Raw genomic sequence first — 16,314 nt, forward strand, 5'->3', positions numbered from 1 at the left:
GCTTCAGGCGGTGCGCGCGACCGGCGCCGATCGGGCGGGCGCGTAACGGTCGATCATCCAGGCGCAGAAATCGGCAAAGGCCTGCGGTTCGTGGACGGCGCTGCTATGATGGGGGGCAATGCCCAGATGCTCAGGCGTGAAGCAGAAGGTGACGGTCACGTCGAAATCGGCGAGCGCCTCCATCTGCCGGTCGAACCAGTCGACCGCATTGGGGCGGAAACTGTCGGCCCAGCTGAGCCCGGTGCGCAAATGCCGCACCCCCAACCGCTTCATCCAGGCGACGGCGTCGTCCAGCCGCGGATCCTCGAAATGGAACCACTGCATCAGGCCCATGTCGCCGGCGTGCTTCGCAAATTCCTCCAGCGCCGGCTTGGGCGTGCCGTCGGCGCGGATCAGACCCATGTAGAAATGGCGGTAATAGCTCGATCCTTCCGCCTCGCGGTGGCGCGTGGTCGCGCCCCATTCCTGCGGCAGGTCGAACAGCGAATACCAGTAGATGCGCGCCACCCGGCCGACCAGCAGTTCGGCGGTCCGGTTGACGCCGAAGACCTGCACCTCCTCCGCGCCGAAGGAGCCGACGCCCACTTCCGTCACCCACACCGGCTTGTCCGGCACCACCGCCTCGATCTCTGCGATCTTGTCCGGCCAGGCATTGATCGGCCACAGATTCCAGTCGAGCGGAAAGCCATGCACGGCGACCACATCGACGGCGTCGAGCGCGCCGTGGCCGCGCATCCGCTCCACCCAGTGCGGGTCGATCGGCGACATGCCGCCTAACACCCGCGTCACCGCAGGGTTGATGGCGTGGATCGCATTGCCGGCGCGGATCACCATGTCGGCATAGAGCGACCATTCCGGGTCGATCTCCGGGTCCCAATGCGACTTGTTGTTGGGCTCGTTCCAGATCATCGCGGCTTCGATCATGCCTCTTCTCCCATGGCCGGCATTGCGGGATAGACTGCGGCGCTGCCCATCCAGTCGCCATAGGGAACCGGGGCGGTGCGGCAGAGATAGACTTCCTCTTCGGGCTGGGCCGCGATGGTGAAGCCGGCGGCGCGCAGCATGGCCTGCGAACAGGCGGCGTTGGGCGCCCACCAGTTGGTCCAGTCATGCGCGAACCTGCGCTCGATGAAGTGCATCCTGGGATAGGCGGGATTGTCGAAATAGGTCGGCGGGCGCGTCGTGCCGGGCAGGTGAAAGGGGTGATCCTCGGGCACCTGCAATATGTCCGCCGATCCCTGCTGCATCGTCTGGAACAGCATCAGCTCGCCCGCGACATGCTCGCGGATCAGGTCCAGCGCCAGCAGCGGGTGCCGCAGATGATAAAGCACGCCCATGAAGATGACGAGGTCGAACCGCCGCCCCAGCCGCCCGACATCGTATACGGACAGCTGCTCGAACCGGATGTCGGGAAAGCCGAGCGCGTCGGCGGCGAAGCGCGCCTGCGCCAGATAGCGTTCGTCGCTGTCGATGCCGACGACTTCGGCCGCGCCCCGCCGCTTCATCTCGATGGCGTAGAACCCCGCATTGCACCCGATGTCGAGCACCGACTTGCCGCTGAGGTCCCGGGGCAGCGCATCGGCGAAGCGCGCGAACTTGAACGCGGGATAATCGCCCAGGAAATGGTCGGGCGCGGTCTGGACGCCGCCGATGGTCAGATTCTGGAACCAGGGGCCAAGCGCCTCGATCTCGCGCCGCAGCGTCCGTTCATCCTGCTTGGACGCCACGGCTTTGGCTGTCGTCATGCGGGTACCTCGTTGATGCGGATGATGCGGGCCTGGCCTGCGCCGACCTCGATGGTGCTGACCGATCCGGGATCGATGTCGAAGCGCAGGATATGGTCCAGGCTCAGCCCCAGATAGAAAGCGATGACGCCGCGGATGATGTCGCAATGCGTGACGATCATCACCGGCCCCTGGATCGGCTCGGTCGCGGCCTGTTCCAGATGCGCCACCGTGCGTGCGACGGCTTCGCCCATGCGTTCGCCCCCGGGCGTGGCGGCCGTGGCGCGGCGGCTGTTCCATTCATGCCAGAGCGGATCCTCCTCCAATTCTGCGAAGCTGCGCCCGTTCCAGTCGCCGAAGTCGACCTCGTCGAGCGCGTCCACCGTTTCCACCGCCAGTTCCCGCGCCGTTGCGACGATCGTGGCGGTCTGCTGCGTCCGGCGGCGCGGGCTGGCCTGCACGGCCGCCACATCCGCTCGGCCGGCCCAGCGCGCCAGCCGGTCGGCCTGAAGCTGACCGGTCTCGCTCAGGCTCGACTGTCCCGCCCGGCCGCTCAGTCTCTCGCCATATTCGTCATGGGCGCCGTGCCGCACCAGGTAAAAGCGGCGGAGGGACGCGCTGTCCGAAGGGTCGAGCATCAACATAGAAGCTGCTTAACAGCAGGTGTGATGCAAGGTTCCACCTCCCTTGCGGTGAGGCAATGAATATCCATCAAAATGTCACGTAAAACGGGACAAAAACAACCTGAGTTATTTCAAGATAACATAAGTGATCCATGTATCACCCAGTTGCGACCATTCCCATATTGATAAATATTGCTCGTCTTTTAAGCTGGCTGCTCGGAACATCAGAGTTGAAGAAGATGTTCCTGCCCCCAAGACCACAGCTGCCGCCGGCCGCCGTCGACATTCTGTCCGGCTGCAGGCGCCATCCATCAGGGGATTGGCCATGGAAAAGATACTCGTCACCGGCGGCGCCGGCTTCATCGGACGCCAGCTGTGCCGGGAACTGCTCGGCAGGGGGCATCAGGTCCGCGTGCTCGACAGCCTGGTCGAACAGGTCCATGGCGATGTCGAACGGCCGGCGGATCTGCCCGACGATGTCGAACTGATCCGCGGCGACGTGCGCAACGGCCATGCGGTCGAGCGGGCGTTGCAGGGCATGGACGCCGTCATCCACCTCGCCGCCGAAGTGGGCGTCGGCCAGTCGATGTACGAGGTGGAGCGCTATACATCGGTCAATGATGTCGGCACGGCGGTATTGTTGGAACGGTTGATCGCGCAGCCGGTCCGGCGCGTAGTCACTGCCTCCTCCATGAGCATCTATGGCGAAGGCCTGTATCGCGACGCCGACGGTAATTTCGTCCAGGATGCCGAACGCGGCGCCATTCGCGACGGGCAGAAAAGCTGGGAGCCAACCGACAAGGCCGGCCGCCCGCTGCAGCCGGTCGCCACGCCGGAATGGAAACAGCCCAATCTCGCGTCCATCTACGCGCTCAACAAATATGTGCAGGAACGCACGACCCATATCATGACCGCGCCCTATGGAATGGAGGGCGTGTGCCTGCGGCTGTTCAACGTCTATGGCCCCGGGCAAGCGCTGTCCAACCCCTATACCGGGGTACTGGCGATCTTCGCCTCGCGCCTGCTCAACGGGCAGAAGCCGATGATCTTCGAGGATGGCGAGCAGCGGCGCGACTTCGTGCATGTGACCGACGTCGCGCGCGCCTTCGCCGATGCGCTGGCGCTGCCGCAGGCTGCCGGGGGCACCTTCAACATCGGGTCGGGCGTGGACCGCTCGGTGACTCAAGTCGCGCAGGCGCTCGCCGCCGCCATGGGCCGCAATGATCTGGAGCCCGAAATCGTCGGCAAGGCGCGGACCGGCGATATTCGCCATTGCTTCTGCGACACCGGCCTTGCCGCCCGGACGCTGGACTTCACCGCGCGTCAGGATTTCGGCGAAGGCCTTGCGGAACTGGCCGAATGGGTGGCGCAGCAGACCGCCGAGGACCGGGTGGCCGATGCGCGCGCCGAACTCGAAGCGCGGGGGCTGGTGGCGTGAGCGACATGGACAATCGGCCGGTCCTCATTACCGGCGGCGCCGGCTTCATCGGCTCCAATATCGCGGACCGGCTGGCGGGGGAGGGGCATCGCGTCCTCGTCTATGACGCCCTGACCCGTCCGGGGGTGGAGCGCAATCTCGCCTGGCTGCAGCAGCGCCATGGCGCGCTGATCGAACCGATCATCGCCGATATTCGCGACGCACAGCCGGTGGCATCGGCCGTCCGCGGCGCCAAGGCGGTGTTCCACATGGCCGCGCAGGTCGCGGTGACCACCAGCCTCACCGACCCGCGCGCCGATTTCGAAACCAACGCGCTCGGCACGCTCAACCTGCTGGAAGCGGCGCGGGCCTGCGCTTCGCCTCCGCCGATGATCTTCGCCTCGACCAACAAAGTCTATGGCGGCCTGGAAGACATCGCCTTTGACCTCGTCGAAGACGCCTATCAGCCCGCCGATCCGCAGCTGCGCGCCCATGGCATCGATGAATGCCGTCCGCTCGATTTCCACACCCCCTATGGCTGTTCCAAGGGCGCGGCCGACCAATATGTGCTCGATTATGCGCGCAGCTACGACCTGCCGACCGCCGTGCTGCGGATGAGCTGCATTTATGGCCGGCGCCAGATGGGGACGGAGGATCAGGGCTGGGTCGCCCATTTCCTCATCAGCGCGATCGAAGGGCGGACCATCACGCTTTATGGCGATGGCTGCCAGGTCCGCGACATTCTGGACGTCGATGATGCGGTGGACGCTTATCTGGCGCTGTGGCGGGGCATCGATCAGGTGCGGGGCCGCGCCTTCAACCTGGGGGGCGGCGTCGACAATGCCGTCAGCCTGCGCCAGATCATCGCCCATATCGGCGCCTGCCTCGAACGGCCCGTGGCGCTCGAGACCGCCGATTGGCGCGCCGGGGACCAGCGCTATTTCGTCGCCGACAACCGCGCCCTGGCGCAGGCCGTCGCGCTCAAGCCGCGCAAACCCTGGCGCCAAGGCGTCGCCGACCTTGCCGAATGGCTGATGGCCGAGCGCGGCCTGAGCATGGATGCAGCGCCCCTGCGGATGAAGGCATCCGCCCTGTGAGCCCTGGCCGCCATCTGCTGCTGACCGGCGACGCCGTGGGCGGCGTCTGGCAATATTCGCTGGAACTGGCCGCAGCGCTGGCGCCGCTCGGCTATCAGGTGACGATGGCGATCGTCGGCCCGGAGCCGGACGATGCGCAACGGGCCTCCGCCGCAGCGATCCCGGGCCTGCACCTGGTTGAGACGGGGCTGGACCTCGACTGGCTGGCGCAAGATGCCGCGTCGGTACAGGCGGCGGAACGGCGGCTGGCGCAACTGGCCGCCGACATCCATGCCGACATCGTGCAACTGCACAGCCCCGCGCTCGCCAGTCTGGGCGCCTTTGCCAGCCCCGTCCTATCCATCCTGCACAGCTGTGTCGCCAGCTGGTGGCAGGCGGTCCGGACGGGTCCGCTGCCCGACGATTTTGCCTGGCGCACCGCGCTGGTTGCGGACGGGTTGCGCCGATCGGCCCTGGTCGCGACGCCCACCGCGGCCTTTGGCGAAACGGTGCGCGCGCTCTACGGCGTCCGCCCGATCACCGTCCATAACGGCCGCACCATCCCCGTTCCGGCGGCCGCGATGCAGGATCATGTCTTCACCGCCGGTCGCCTGTGGGACGAGGGCAAGAATCTGCGCACGCTCGATGAGGCCGCGCAGCATATCGGCGTGCCGTTCAAGGCGGCGGGGCCGCTGCGCGCGCCCCATGGCGAAGCGATCGGGCTGCGCCACATCCACGCGCTCGGGTCGCTCGATGGCGACGCGCTGGCGCGGCAACTCGCCTCCCGGCCCGTCTTCGCCTCGGCCGCGCTCTACGAACCCTTTGGCCTCGCCGTGCTCGAAGCGGCCTCGGCGGGTTGCGCGTTGGTTCTGTCGGACATTCCGACATTTCGCGAATTGTGGGACGGCGCCGCTCTCTTCGTCGATCCTCGCGATGCGCAGGGTTTCGCGCGCGCGATCGAGGATCGGATCGCGGATCTGCCCGACCGCATCGATGCCGGCCGCCGCGCCGCCGCGCGCGCCGCCACGTATACGCCGGCGCGCATGGGCGCGCAGATGGCGAGCCTCTATGCCCGTCTTGCGCAGAGGAGCGCTGCATGAACATCGTCTATTTCACGCATTCGCTGCTGTCCTGCTGGAACCATGGCAATGCCCATTTCCTGCGCGGCGTGCTGCGCGAACTCGCCGCCTGCGGCCATCAGGTCCAGGCGTTCGAGCCCGAAGGCAATTGGAGCCTCGCCAATCTGCTTGCCGACCATGGCGACGCGGGGCTCGACGCCTTCCGCCAGGCCTATCCGGACCTGCACACGCGCGGCTATGGCGCCGGGGACGATCTGCTGCAGATGGTCGATGGCGCGGACCTGGTGATCGTCCACGAATGGAACGAGCCCACCCTGGTCGCTGCGCTCGGCCTGCTGCGGCAGGGGAATGCGGGCTTCACCCTGTTGTTCCACGATACCCATCACCGCGCCGTGTCCGATCCCGATGCGATCCGCGCCTTCGACCTGTCGGGCTATGACGGCGTGCTCGCCTTTGGCGAGGCGCTGTCGATCGTCTATCGCCGCTGGGGCTGGGGCGACCGGGTCTGGACCTGGCATGAAGCCGCCGACCTGCGCCACTTTCACCCGCCCGCGGAGGAGACCGACCGCGAAGGATTGGTGTGGATCGGCAATTGGGGCGATGGCGAACGCACCGCAGAGCTGGAGGAGTATCTGCTCCAGCCCGCCGAGCGCGCCGGCCTGCCGCTCGACATTTTCGGCGTGCGCTACCCTACGGAGGCGATTTCCCTTCTGGAGCGCTATGGCGTCGCCTATCATGGGTGGGCGCCCAACGCCCGCGCGCCGGAGATCTTCGCCCGGCATCTGGCGACCATCCATGTCCCGCGCCGCTACTATACGCAGCTGCTGCCCGGCATCCCCACCATTCGCGTGTTCGAAGCGCTGGCCTGCGGCATCCCGCTTTTGTCCGCGCCCTGGGAGGATAGCGAAGCGCTGTTCCGCCCGGGCGAGGACTTCCTTTTTGCCAGGGACGGCGCGGACATGACCCGGCACCTGCGCGCGCTTGCCGCCGACGCGGACCTGCGCACAGCGCTTGTCCGCAGCGGGCTGGAGACTGTCCGCGCTCGCCACAGTTGCGCGCATCGTGCGCGCGAACTGCTCAATATCGTCGCCGGCCTTCGTCAGGACGCCGCGCCCCCCGCCATGGAGCCCGCCGCATGAAAATCGCCTTTTACGGATCCAGCCTCCTCTCCTCCTACTGGAACGGCGCCGCCACCTATTATCGCGGCATTCTGCGCGAACTGGCCGGTCGCGGCCATGACATCCGATTCTATGAACCCGATGCTTTCGACCGGCAGCAGCATCGCGACATCGATCCGCCCGACTGGGCGCGCGTCACCGTCTATCCCGCCACCGTCCAGGGCCTCGCCAGCGTCATGGACGAAGCCGCCGACGCTGATGTCGTGGTCAAGGCGAGCGGCGTGGGCGTGTTCGACGATGAACTGATCGCCGGCGTCATGCAACGCGCCCGTCCCGATGCCCTGCGCATTTTCTGGGATGTCGATGCCGCCGCGACACTGGACGAAATGCGCGCCGATCCCGCGCACGCCGTTCGCGCCATGCTGCCGCAGATCGATCTTGTCCTCACCTATGGCGGCGGCGATCCTGTCGTCTCGGCCTATCGGGCAATGGGCGCGCGCGAATGCATCCCCGTCTATAACGCGCTTGATCCCGACACCCATTTCCCCGTCGCGCCCGATCCGCGCTTCGCCTGCGACCTCGCTTTCCTCGGCAATCGCCTGCCCGACCGGGAAGCGCGGGTGGAGGAATATTTTCTCAAGCCCGCCGCGCTGCTGCCCGACCGCAGCTTCCTGGTTGGCGGCAATGGCTGGGAAAGCAAGGCGATGCCCGCCAATGTCCGCCATCGCGGCCATGTCTACACGGCTGAGCATAATGCCTTCAACTGCACGCCGCTTGCCGTGCTCAACGTCGCGCGCGACAGCATGGCGCAGATCGGCTTCTCGCCCGCCACGCGCGTGTTCGAAGCGGCCGGCGCCGCCGCTTGCCTCATCACCGACGCCTGGGAGGGCATAGAGATGTTCCTGACGCCCGGTAAGGAGGTGCTGGTGGCCCGCGACGGGCAGGATGTCGCCGATCATCTCGCCGCGCTGACGCCCGAACGCGCGCGGCAGATCGGGCAGGCCGCCCGCGCCCGCACCATGCTGGAACATAGCTATGCCCTGCGCGGCGCCCAGGTCGACGCCATCCTCAAGCGTCATGGCGGCCAGGCCGCGCTCCACCAGCCGCGGATGGCGCGCGCATGAAGCTCGTCGTCCTCGGCCTCAGCCTGTCCTCCTCCTGGGGCAATGGCCATGCCACCACCTATCGCGCGCTGCTCTCGGCCTTTGCCGCGCGCGGGCATGACATCCTCTTCCTCGAACGCGACGTGCCCTGGTATGCCCCGCACCGCGACTTGAAGCAGCCCGACTTCTGCCGCCTCGCCTTCTACCAGGATCTCGCCGGGCTCGACGCCTGGCGCGCGGAGATCGCGGCTGCGGACGCGGTCATCGTCGGCTCCTATGTGCCCGATGGCATCGCGGTCGGTGCTTATGTCCAGCGCGAGGCGCGCGGCATCGTCGCCTTCTACGATATCGACACCCCCGTTACCTTGGCGCGGCTGCGCGACTCAGATTGCGACTATCTCTCGCAACCCCTGATCGCCGGCTATGATCTCTACCTCTCCTTCACCGGCGGGCCGACGCTCGACCGGCTGGAGCGGGACTATGGATCGCCCATGGCCCGCGCGCTTTATTGCTCGGTCGACGCCGCCGCCTACCGGCCCGTTCCTGGTCCCAAGCGCTGGGACCTGACCTATCTCGGCACCTACAGCGCCGATCGCCAGCCCACGCTGGAGCGGCTGCTGATCGAACCTGCCCGGCACATGCCCGACAAGCGCTTCTGCGTCGCGGGACCGCAATATCCCGACGACATCGACTGGCCCGCCAATGTCGAGCGGATCGACCATCTGCCGCCAGCCGATCATGCCGCCTTCTATTGCGCGTCGCGCTACACGCTGAACGTCACGCGGGCCGACATGATCGCGGCGGGATGGTCGCCCTCTGTCCGCCTGTTCGAGGCGGCGGCCTGCGGGACGCCGATCATTTCCGACATCTGGCCGGGACTCTCGGACCTGCTGGCGTCCGATCGCGAAATCCTCCTCGCCGACAAGCCGGAACAGATTTGCGCGTGGCTGCATGAGGATCGCTCGGCGGTCGGCGCGGCGGCGCGCGCGCGCATCCTGGCCGAACATACGGCCGACGCCCGCGCGGCGCAGCTGGAACAGCATCTGCAGGCGGCGACCGCCCAATCGGGGGCGGACCGGGTCATCGCGGCCGAGTGAACGATACAGGAAAGGACAGGAAGCCGATGAAGAGCGGACAGAAAACGACATTGGTCGCCGGCGGGGCGGGGTTCATCGGCTCCCATCTCTGCCGCGCGCTGCTGGACCGGGGCGAGCAGGTCCTGTGCCTCGACAATCTGCTGACCGCGCGCGACGGCAATCTCGACGCGCTGGAGCATGAGCGCGGCTTCACCTTCCTGCGCGCCGACATCGTCGATCCGCTGCCCGACGCGGTCCTGCGGCGCCGCGACATCGGCCGCATCTACAATCTCGCCTGCGCCGCGTCCCCGCCGCAATATCAGGCCGATCCCGAACATACGATGCTCACCAACGTCGTGGGGACGGACCGGCTGCTGCGCCTTGCCGAACAGACCGGCGCGCGCTTCCTCCTCACCTCGACCAGCGAAGTCTATGGCGATCCCGAAGCCCATCCGCAGCGCGAGGAATATCGCGGCTGGGTCAACTGCACCGGCCCGCGCGCCTGCTATGACGAAGGCAAACGCGCCGCCGAAGCCATGGCGTTCGATTTCGCGCGGCTGGGCCGCGCCGACGTGCGGGTGGCGCGCATCTTCAACACCTATGGCCCCAATATGCACCCCGATGACGGACGCGTCGTGTCGAACCTGCTCTGCCAGGCTCTGTCGGGCGAGGACATCACCATCTTCGGCGACGGCTCGCAGACGCGCAGCTTCTGCTATGTCTCCGACATGGTCGACGGCCTCATCCGGCTGATGGAATCCGACATGCCCGACCTCGCGCCCGTCAACCTCGGCAATCCGGAGGAATATACGATCCTCCAGCTGGCCGAGCGCATCATTGCCGAAGTGGGCGCCAGCGGCCGCATCGTTCACCAGCCGCTGCCGCAGGATGATCCGCGCCGCCGCCGCCCCGACATCAGCCGCGCCCGCGCGATGCTGGATTGGGAACCGCGCGTGCCGCTGGCGGAGGGATTGCGGCAGACCTGCGCCTATTTCGCGCAGCAGCTGAACGCCGCGCAGCCGACGACCGCTTTTCCGCGCATCGCGCCGGCGGTCGCGGCCGAATAGCAGCGGGCCGACGCCGCTGCTTGCGTCATTCCACCCGCCGCCAGCGATCGTCGAGTTCCAGATAGCCCCCATCGAACCCGCCCACCGCTGCCAGCGCGTCCCAGTCGGGCACCTGCACGTCGCGGCCCTGCACCCGCAGCAGATTGTCCTGCCGCAGCGCGCGGATCACGCGGTTCATATGTACCGGCGTCATGCCCAACGCGTCGGCCAGTTGCGACTGGATGGCGGACAGCTGGAACGCGGTGCGGCTCCCCAGTCCCGCCTTTTCCATGCGCAGGCCGACCTCGCAGAACAGATGGGCGGTGCGCATGCGCGCGTCGCGCCGGCCGACATTCACCACCCATTGCGACAGGATCGACGCATCGGCCACGCAGTCGCGCCAGAAGGCCTCGGCGACCGCGGGATAGGCGCGGACCAGCTCCAGCAATTGCCGATGCGGCACCTTGATGATGGTGAGGCGGCTTGACAGCGCCTGCAGCGCCCATTCCACCTTGGGCAGCATCAGCGAATAGAGATCGCACATATCTCCGGGGATATAGACGGCCGTGATCTGGCGAGTCCCGTCGGGTAACTGCCCGAAGCGCGCGGCCATGCCCGATACGACTAGGCAGGAAAACTCCGTCACTTCGCCCGGGCGCACGATGTCGCGATGGGGCGGGATGTCCACTTCCTGCCCGTCGATCGCCAAAATCGCGCGGCGCTCTTCATCGGTCAGGCGCGATCGTTCGCACAATTTGCGCACAAACAGTTCGAATGCGGGGTGGCTGGGCATGGATGTGGCTCCGATGGCTGTTGGACCGCGGGGCTACATCCCTACAAACCTGACCGACATAGCGGGGTCAGTGCTTGAAATACACGCAGTCGCCGAAGCGAACAACCTTCAGGATTGTCCCATCGCCATCGACGATCTCCAACCGGTGATTGAGGTCGATGGGCATGCCGTGGCGGACATGTTCCGCGATGACATCGCGGGCGTTGCGGATCGCTTCGCGCTCTGCGGCGTCCAGATCGGCGAAATCCTGTCCCTCCTCGTCCAAGACATCGTCGTCGTTGAAGAGGTTCAGATGATAGACGGTCATGGCTGTCCAAAATGCTGACGCGTTGTGCCGGTTCCCATGTAAAGATCAGGCGGCGTGATCGCGATGCCGATCCAGATAGGCAATCACCGCGCCGATATTGTGCCCGACCTGCTCGATCGCATCCTCCAGCTCCTGCCGGCTCGCGCCCAGGCGCTGCGACCAATATTGGGCGTCGAGCGCGCGCTCGCAGCGCACATGCTTGAGATCTGCCGGTGCCGGCGGCGCGACGGTGTGACGGGGAAGGGCTGGCTCCTGCATGGGCTTCAGCTCCCCGGCTCGACATTGACCGGCGGGGCCAGCGGATTGCTGTCCTGCTTGTCCCTGTCGGCCGCCGGATCCTTGTCAGTAACCGGCTCGGCTTCATGATCCGTCGGGCGGTCCTGCTCCTCGCGCGCATCGTCCATGTCGCATCTCCTCCTGGCTTTAGCGCGCCAGTGGGATTTGGGTTCCCGATTCGCCGCTAACCTGCGTCAGCGCCCGGTCTCATCCGCCGCCCATCGTCATGGAAGCTTGGTTCAGGTCGTAAAAGCAACGGTCCAGCAGAATTATTTCTCGTTTAGAACATATGTGAATCCATCCTCACGCACTTTGCGTAGGTTGAACGGCGGGGGGCTTTTCAGGGGAAGCCCATGTTGAGTCAGATCGCAGCGAGCGAAGACCTCGTCTTTTTTCGACCGCATCAGTTTCTGACGCGGGAACATGACCGACCCGAAGCGCTCTATGACATATTGGAGGGCTGGGCCTGTCGTCACCGGCTGCTGCCCGATGGCCGGCGGCAGATCACCGCCCTCTATCTGCCTGGCGACCTGTGCGATCCGATGTGGTCGCTGACGCCCACCTGCCATGAACCGGTGATCGCCCTTACCAATGTGCGCGCCACGCGCAAAAGCCTGGTCGACCCGTCGACGATCGATCGGCACAAGGGGTTTTCGTCGCGCCTCGCCGAAAGCGTGGAGCGGCAGTCGAACTGGCTCGTCAGCCTGGGCCGCAAGACCGCGGTGGAGCGGCTGGCGCATCTGCTGCTCGAATTGTTCGAACGGATGCGGCGGGCGGGCCTCGCTTATGGCCAGCAATGCGCGCTGCCCTTGACTCAGACCGACATTGCCGATGCCACTGGCCTGACCGCCGTTCATGTCAATCGCACGCTGCAATCGATGCGCTCCAAGGGGGTTCTCGAACTCCACTCCAAATGGCTGCGCATCCCCGATCTTGGCGCGCTGCGCGATCTGGCCGCCCTGGGCCCGCATGACGCGCTGTAAGGCGCATCCTGTAAATATTACCAGTGAGTTAGCCTATGTTAGCGTCGGGCCGTAGCGGCTTGGCGCAAGGTGACGCGTCGCCGCCTTTGCGTTCACAGCCGGGCATGGCGGCGGCACCGAATGAGCAGCGCGACCAGACATAGAGCATGACAGCAGCAGGGAATGGGACGAACAGGGGCATGGTCGATCGGCGGCGCCAGCAAGCCGCGCGCGCAGGGGTGCGCCGCGCAGGCGGAATGTCACGATATTCGACACGCCTGATCCCGCGCGCATGACGCCTCAGGAGCCTTTGTTGGCGCCGCTCGTCGCGCGGCTGAGTGGTCGCGCGCCCCTGTCGGCGCAGGATCAGGCGGCGCTGCTGGCGCTGCCCTGCCAGGAACGATCGGTCGAACCGGGCGCCTATGTCGTCAAGGAAGGCGACCTGACGCCGGGCTGGCAGGTCCAATTGGCCGGCGTCGCGCATCGCCACCGCATTTCCGCCGACGGCGCGCGTCATATTGTGGGCATGCATGGCGCGGGCGATTTCCTCAACCTGCCCCTGACGCCGCCAGCTCCGTCCGAAGATTTCGTCCAGGCGCTCACCCCCGTTCGCGTGGCGCTGGTGCCGGTCGACGCCATCCTCGCGCTCAGCCATGGCCGGCTGAGCATCTTCAAGGCGATCTGCGGGGAAATCGCGGCCGACCTGTTGATCTACCGCGCCTGGATCTCCAATGTCGGCCGGCGCGAGGCGCGCGCGCGCATCGCCTATCTGCTGTGCGAACTGGTGATGCGCAGCCATCCCGGAGGCGGATCGGACGGCTGCTCCATCACCCTGCCCATGTCGCAGGTGGAGATTGCCGACGCGACCGGCATCACCACCGTCCATGTCAACCGCACCCTGCGCGCGATGGAGGCGCAGGGGATCATCCGCCGCCAGCGCCGCGACATCATCGTGCCCGACTGGCGTGTGCTCACGCGCATCGCGGAATTCCGCCCGGCGCCCTGGGTCAGCCGTCTGCCGGGCGATCCGTCCGACCGCTAGGCGCTGCGCTCGGGCGCCGGGCCGAGCGCCGCCGCCAGCTCATCCAGCCACAGCCGCGCCGTGCCGTCCGATGGCGCCCGCCAGTCGCCGCGCGGCGACAGCGCGCCCGCCGCCGAAATCTTGGGGCCATTGGGCAGGGCGGACCGCTTGAACTGACTGATCGTGAAGAAGCGATAAAGAAAATTGTCGAGCCACCGCCGGATCGTCGGCAGGTCATAGCTGACCCGGCCCGCCTCGGGATAGCCCGGTGGCCAGCTGCCCTGGTCCGCGTCGCGCCACGCATGCCAGGCAAGGAACGCGACCTTGGACGGCGGCAATCCCTGCCGCACGATATGATGCAGGAAGAAATCGTTGAGCGCATAGGGCCCCACTCGCTCTTCCGTGCTCTGCAGCGCCCCGTGCGCATCGGCGGGCACCAGTTCGGGCGAAATCTCGGTGTTCAGCACGTCGTCCAGCACATGCGCGGCCGTCTCGTCGAACTGGCCGGTCGCGATGCACCAGCGGATCAGGAACTGGATCAGCGTCTTGGGCACGCCGCTATTGACGGCATAATGGCTCATCTGGTCGCCCACGCCATAGGTGCACCAGCCCAGCGCCAGCTCGCTCAGATCTCCTGTGCCCACGACAAAGCCGCCATGCCGGTTCGCCAGTCGGAACAGATAGTCGGTCCGCAGCCCCGCCTGCACATTTTCGAACGTCACGTCATAGACCGGCTCGCCCGCGGCGAAGGGATGCTGCATGTCCGTCAGCATCTGCCGCGCGGCCGGGCGAATGTCGATCTCCTCGCCGCTCACGCCCAGCGCGCGCATCAGCGCCCAGGCATTGTCCTTGGTCCGCTCGCCCGTCGCAAAGCCGGGCATCGTATAGCCAAGGATGGTCGATCGCGGCAGTCCCATACGGTCGCACGCCTTGGCCGCGACGATCAGGGCATGGGTCGAATCCAGCCCGCCCGACACGCCGATGACTAGGTGCCGGCCGGACGTCGCGCGGAACCGCGTGACCAGCCCCTCCACCTGGATGTTGAACGCCTCGTAGCAGTCCGCGTCCAGCTGCTGCGGATCGGCCGGGACGAAGGGGAAGCGGCGCACCGCGCGGCTCAACCCCCGGTCTCCCTCGCGTCGCGCGAAGGGGAAGGGGATGCGCCGGAAACGCCGTTCGGGATGGCCTGCGGCCACCGCGCTGTCGTTGAACGTGCCGTTGCGCATCCGCTCCAGCCGCAGCCGCTGCAGGTCGACATCGGCGTAGAGCAGTTCGGGCGTATCGTCGAACCGCGTCGATTCCGCGATCAGATCGCCCATCTCATGCACCATCGCCTGCCCGTCCCAGGCAAGGTCGGTGGTGCTTTCGCCCGCGCCCGCGGCCGAATAGGCATAGGCCGCGATGCAGCGCGCCGATTGCGACGCCGACAGAAGATGCCGGTCGCGCGCCTTGCCGATGGTGATGTTGGACGCCGACAGGTTGCACAGGATCAGCGCGCCCGCGAGCGCCCCCATGGTGGAGGGCGGCAGCGGCGCCCAATAATCCTCGCATATCTCGGCATGGACGATGAAATCGCGCATCCCTTCGGCGGCGAACAGCAGGTCGGTGCCGAACGGCACGGTCTCGCCGGCCACGGCGATGTCCAGCCCGGTAATGCCTGCGCCCGGTGCAAACCAGCGCTTCTCATAATATTCGCGGTAGTTCGGAAGGAAGCTTTTGGGCACCACGCCCAGCAGCCGCCCGCCCGCGATCGCCAGCGCACAATTATAGATCTGTCCGGCCCGGCGCAGCGGCGCGCCGATCAGCATCATGGGCAGCTCGCCGCTCGCCGCGACGATGCGCCCGATCTCCTGCTCGACCCGGTCCAGCAATGCGTCCTGCAGGTGCAGGTCGTCGATCGCATAGGAGGAGAGGCAAAGTTCGGGGAATAGGACCAGATCCGCGCCGCCCTCCGCCGCCGCGCGCGCCAGCGCCACTATGCCCTCGGCATTGGCGGCGACATCGCCGACGCTGCCCTTGGGCGTCGCGGCGGCGATACGCACCAGCCCCTGGCGGTGCAGGCTCGAAAATCTCTCAATGCTCGTCAACGGCGTCCCTCATCATCTTCAGCGCGATGCGCAACGATCCTATCCGCACCGGCCCGCGGCCGACAGGGCCGAAATGCTCCGCCCGGTGCCGCGGCGTGCCGCCCCGGCGCATGCAGGCGAAATGGACCAGCCCATCCTCCTCGCCGTCGGGCGCCACGCCGGCATAGCCGGTGATGGCGAGCGCGATGTCCGCGCCCGAATATTCCAGCGCGCCGCGGACCATCGCCTTGGCCACCGCTTCGCTGACCGCGCCATGGCGGTCGATCTCGTCCCGCCGCACGCCCAGCATCGCGCTTTTGGCGTCCTCGCTATAGGCGACGAAGCCCCGGTCGAACGCATGGCTGGCGCCTTCCACGTCGGTCAGCAGCGATGCGATCAGCCCGCCGGTGCAGCTTTCGGCGGTCGCCACCTTGATCCCCGCGTCGCAGCACGCCTCCAGCAGGGTGGCGGCGGCGTCCTCCACATCCTGGGGCAATAGCGGCGACAGCGTCTTGGCGTCGCGTTCATGATCCTGGGTCTTCTCGTCATCCATCGCTGGCACATGCTCCTTGGCGAAGTCTCATTATCGGTTCCGCTCCTTTGCCGGTCCATCCTTGTCGCAGTGTA

The 16,314-nt window shown here is 66.7% G+C and carries 18 protein-coding genes; 9 read left to right on the plus strand and 9 right to left on the minus strand.

The genetic code is table 11. The features are described from left to right. Window positions 1-3 precede the first annotated feature (3 nt). The 3 genes from ACGGKE_RS16800 to ACGGKE_RS16810 are packed head-to-tail and all read right to left on the minus strand — an operon-like array spanning window position 4 to window position 2,368. Window positions 4-924 (minus strand): glycosyl hydrolase, encoded by a 921-nt coding sequence (locus ACGGKE_RS16800; protein WP_394442416.1) that lies wholly within the window; start codon window positions 922-924, stop codon window positions 4-6. Further along, window positions 921-1,745 (minus strand): TIGR04290 family methyltransferase, encoded by an 825-nt coding sequence (locus ACGGKE_RS16805; protein WP_394442419.1) that lies wholly within the window; start codon window positions 1,743-1,745, stop codon window positions 921-923. The genes ACGGKE_RS16800 and ACGGKE_RS16805 overlap by 4 nt, the downstream gene beginning before the upstream one ends. After that, window positions 1,742-2,368: a histidine phosphatase family protein gene (locus tag ACGGKE_RS16810; protein ID WP_394442422.1), complete on the minus strand. Its 627-nt coding sequence runs from the start codon at window positions 2,366-2,368 to the stop codon at window positions 1,742-1,744. Before ACGGKE_RS16810 ends, ACGGKE_RS16805 begins: the two co-directional genes overlap by 4 nt. A 304-nt stretch (window positions 2,369-2,672) precedes the next feature. Here ACGGKE_RS16810 and ACGGKE_RS16815 point away from each other — a divergent pair, with 304 nt between their 5' ends. Genes ACGGKE_RS16815 through ACGGKE_RS16845 form a run of 7 tightly spaced genes read left to right on the plus strand, consistent with a single transcriptional unit; the run spans window position 2,673 to window position 10,283 of the window. After that, entirely contained in the window at window positions 2,673-3,785 is a 1,113-nt protein-coding gene (locus ACGGKE_RS16815) for an SDR family NAD(P)-dependent oxidoreductase (RefSeq protein WP_394442425.1), read from the plus strand. 5 nt (window positions 3,786-3,790) lie between these two features. Further along, the gene (locus ACGGKE_RS16820) at window positions 3,791-4,861 is read left to right on the plus strand and encodes an SDR family NAD(P)-dependent oxidoreductase (protein ID WP_394443090.1); all 1,071 of its coding nucleotides are present in this window, start codon (window positions 3,791-3,793) and stop codon (window positions 4,859-4,861) included. After that, a complete protein-coding gene (locus ACGGKE_RS16825) occupies window positions 4,858-5,940 on the plus strand; it encodes a glycosyltransferase family 4 protein (RefSeq protein ID WP_394442428.1) in 1,083 nt (360 codons plus the stop codon). The genes ACGGKE_RS16820 and ACGGKE_RS16825 overlap by 4 nt, the downstream gene beginning before the upstream one ends. After that, on the plus strand, window positions 5,937-7,058 hold the full coding sequence (locus ACGGKE_RS16830; RefSeq protein WP_394442431.1) for a glycosyltransferase: 1,122 nt from the start codon (window positions 5,937-5,939) through the stop codon (window positions 7,056-7,058). The genes ACGGKE_RS16825 and ACGGKE_RS16830 overlap by 4 nt, the downstream gene beginning before the upstream one ends. Next, entirely contained in the window at window positions 7,055-8,161 is a 1,107-nt protein-coding gene (locus tag ACGGKE_RS16835) for a glycosyltransferase (RefSeq protein WP_394442434.1), read from the plus strand. The genes ACGGKE_RS16830 and ACGGKE_RS16835 overlap by 4 nt, the downstream gene beginning before the upstream one ends. Further along, complete coding sequence (locus ACGGKE_RS16840) at window positions 8,158-9,237, plus strand: glycosyltransferase (protein ID WP_394442437.1); 1,080 nt, start codon at window positions 8,158-8,160, stop codon at window positions 9,235-9,237. Before ACGGKE_RS16835 ends, ACGGKE_RS16840 begins: the two co-directional genes overlap by 4 nt. Before the next feature lie 26 nt (window positions 9,238-9,263). Next, window positions 9,264-10,283: a UDP-glucuronic acid decarboxylase family protein gene (locus tag ACGGKE_RS16845; protein ID WP_394442440.1), complete on the plus strand. Its 1,020-nt coding sequence runs from the start codon at window positions 9,264-9,266 to the stop codon at window positions 10,281-10,283. A gap of 25 nt (window positions 10,284-10,308) precedes the next feature. Here the strand turns inward: ACGGKE_RS16845 and ACGGKE_RS16850 are convergent, their stop codons facing one another. From ACGGKE_RS16850 to ACGGKE_RS16865, 4 genes are all read right to left on the minus strand, one after another. Next, window positions 10,309-11,055: a Crp/Fnr family transcriptional regulator gene (locus tag ACGGKE_RS16850; RefSeq protein WP_394442443.1), complete on the minus strand. Its 747-nt coding sequence runs from the start codon at window positions 11,053-11,055 to the stop codon at window positions 10,309-10,311. Between the two features lie 67 nt (window positions 11,056-11,122). Then, the gene (locus ACGGKE_RS16855) at window positions 11,123-11,362 is read right to left on the minus strand and encodes a DUF6894 family protein (RefSeq protein ID WP_394442446.1); all 240 of its coding nucleotides are present in this window, start codon (window positions 11,360-11,362) and stop codon (window positions 11,123-11,125) included. A 45-nt stretch (window positions 11,363-11,407) separates the two neighbouring features. Then, the gene (locus tag ACGGKE_RS16860; RefSeq protein WP_394442449.1) at window positions 11,408-11,620 is read right to left on the minus strand and encodes a DUF3606 domain-containing protein; all 213 of its coding nucleotides are present in this window, start codon (window positions 11,618-11,620) and stop codon (window positions 11,408-11,410) included. Window positions 11,621-11,625: 5 nt separating this feature from the next. After that, window positions 11,626-11,766, minus strand: a complete 141-nt coding sequence (locus ACGGKE_RS16865; protein WP_394442452.1) for a hypothetical protein — start codon at window positions 11,764-11,766, stop codon at window positions 11,626-11,628. A 225-nt stretch (window positions 11,767-11,991) separates the two neighbouring features. On the opposite strand from ACGGKE_RS16865, the gene ACGGKE_RS16870 reads away from it, so the two are divergent. Further along, a complete protein-coding gene (locus ACGGKE_RS16870) occupies window positions 11,992-12,621 on the plus strand; it encodes a Crp/Fnr family transcriptional regulator (RefSeq protein ID WP_228165139.1) in 630 nt (209 codons plus the stop codon). Window positions 12,622-12,892: 271 nt separating this feature from the next. Beyond that, window positions 12,893-13,642 carry a Crp/Fnr family transcriptional regulator gene (locus ACGGKE_RS16875; protein WP_394442456.1) on the plus strand — a complete coding sequence of 250 codons (750 nt, stop codon included), beginning with the start codon at window positions 12,893-12,895 and terminating at the stop codon, window positions 13,640-13,642. Here ACGGKE_RS16875 and ACGGKE_RS16880 read toward each other — a convergent pair. Beyond that, entirely contained in the window at window positions 13,639-15,708 is a 2,070-nt protein-coding gene (locus tag ACGGKE_RS16880; protein WP_394442459.1) for an NAD(+) synthase, read from the minus strand. The two genes, ACGGKE_RS16875 and ACGGKE_RS16880, sit on opposite strands and share 4 nt — an antisense overlap. Continuing rightward, window positions 15,695-16,240 (minus strand): CinA family protein, encoded by a 546-nt coding sequence (locus ACGGKE_RS16885; protein ID WP_394442462.1) that lies wholly within the window; start codon window positions 16,238-16,240, stop codon window positions 15,695-15,697. Before ACGGKE_RS16885 ends, ACGGKE_RS16880 begins: the two co-directional genes overlap by 14 nt. Window positions 16,241-16,314 lie beyond the last annotated feature (74 nt).

It is taken from the genome of Sphingobium naphthae, assembly GCF_043589935.1.
In the GTDB taxonomy this organism is placed as follows: Bacteria; Pseudomonadota; Alphaproteobacteria; order Sphingomonadales; family Sphingomonadaceae; genus Sphingobium; species Sphingobium naphthae_A.

What these genes read in the sequence shown, in the direction of transcription:
- ACGGKE_RS16800 (WP_394442416.1), bottom strand. Translation starts at nt 924, where the DNA reads ATGATCGAAGCCGCGATGATCTGGAACGAGCCCAACAACAAGTCGCAT.
- ACGGKE_RS16805 (WP_394442419.1), bottom strand. Translation starts at nt 1,745, where the DNA reads ATGACGACAGCCAAAGCCGTGGCGTCCAAGCAGGATGAACGGACGCTG.
- ACGGKE_RS16810 (WP_394442422.1), bottom strand. Translation starts at nt 2,368, where the DNA reads ATGTTGATGCTCGACCCTTCGGACAGCGCGTCCCTCCGCCGCTTTTAC.
- ACGGKE_RS16815 (WP_394442425.1), top strand. Translation starts at nt 2,673, where the DNA reads ATGGAAAAGATACTCGTCACCGGCGGCGCCGGCTTCATCGGACGCCAG.
- ACGGKE_RS16820 (WP_394443090.1), top strand. Translation starts at nt 3,791, where the DNA reads ATGGACAATCGGCCGGTCCTCATTACCGGCGGCGCCGGCTTCATCGGC.
- ACGGKE_RS16830 (WP_394442431.1), top strand. Translation starts at nt 5,937, where the DNA reads ATGAACATCGTCTATTTCACGCATTCGCTGCTGTCCTGCTGGAACCAT.
- ACGGKE_RS16835 (WP_394442434.1), top strand. Translation starts at nt 7,055, where the DNA reads ATGAAAATCGCCTTTTACGGATCCAGCCTCCTCTCCTCCTACTGGAAC.
- ACGGKE_RS16840 (WP_394442437.1), top strand. Translation starts at nt 8,158, where the DNA reads ATGAAGCTCGTCGTCCTCGGCCTCAGCCTGTCCTCCTCCTGGGGCAAT.
- ACGGKE_RS16845 (WP_394442440.1), top strand. Translation starts at nt 9,264, where the DNA reads ATGAAGAGCGGACAGAAAACGACATTGGTCGCCGGCGGGGCGGGGTTC.
- ACGGKE_RS16850 (WP_394442443.1), bottom strand. Translation starts at nt 11,055, where the DNA reads ATGCCCAGCCACCCCGCATTCGAACTGTTTGTGCGCAAATTGTGCGAA.
- ACGGKE_RS16855 (WP_394442446.1), bottom strand. Translation starts at nt 11,362, where the DNA reads ATGACCGTCTATCATCTGAACCTCTTCAACGACGACGATGTCTTGGAC.
- ACGGKE_RS16860 (WP_394442449.1), bottom strand. Translation starts at nt 11,620, where the DNA reads ATGCAGGAGCCAGCCCTTCCCCGTCACACCGTCGCGCCGCCGGCACCG.
- ACGGKE_RS16865 (WP_394442452.1), bottom strand. Translation starts at nt 11,766, where the DNA reads ATGGACGATGCGCGCGAGGAGCAGGACCGCCCGACGGATCATGAAGCC.
- ACGGKE_RS16870 (WP_228165139.1), top strand. Translation starts at nt 11,992, where the DNA reads ATGTTGAGTCAGATCGCAGCGAGCGAAGACCTCGTCTTTTTTCGACCG.
- ACGGKE_RS16875 (WP_394442456.1), top strand. Translation starts at nt 12,893, where the DNA reads ATGACGCCTCAGGAGCCTTTGTTGGCGCCGCTCGTCGCGCGGCTGAGT.
- ACGGKE_RS16885 (WP_394442462.1), bottom strand. Translation starts at nt 16,240, where the DNA reads ATGGATGACGAGAAGACCCAGGATCATGAACGCGACGCCAAGACGCTG.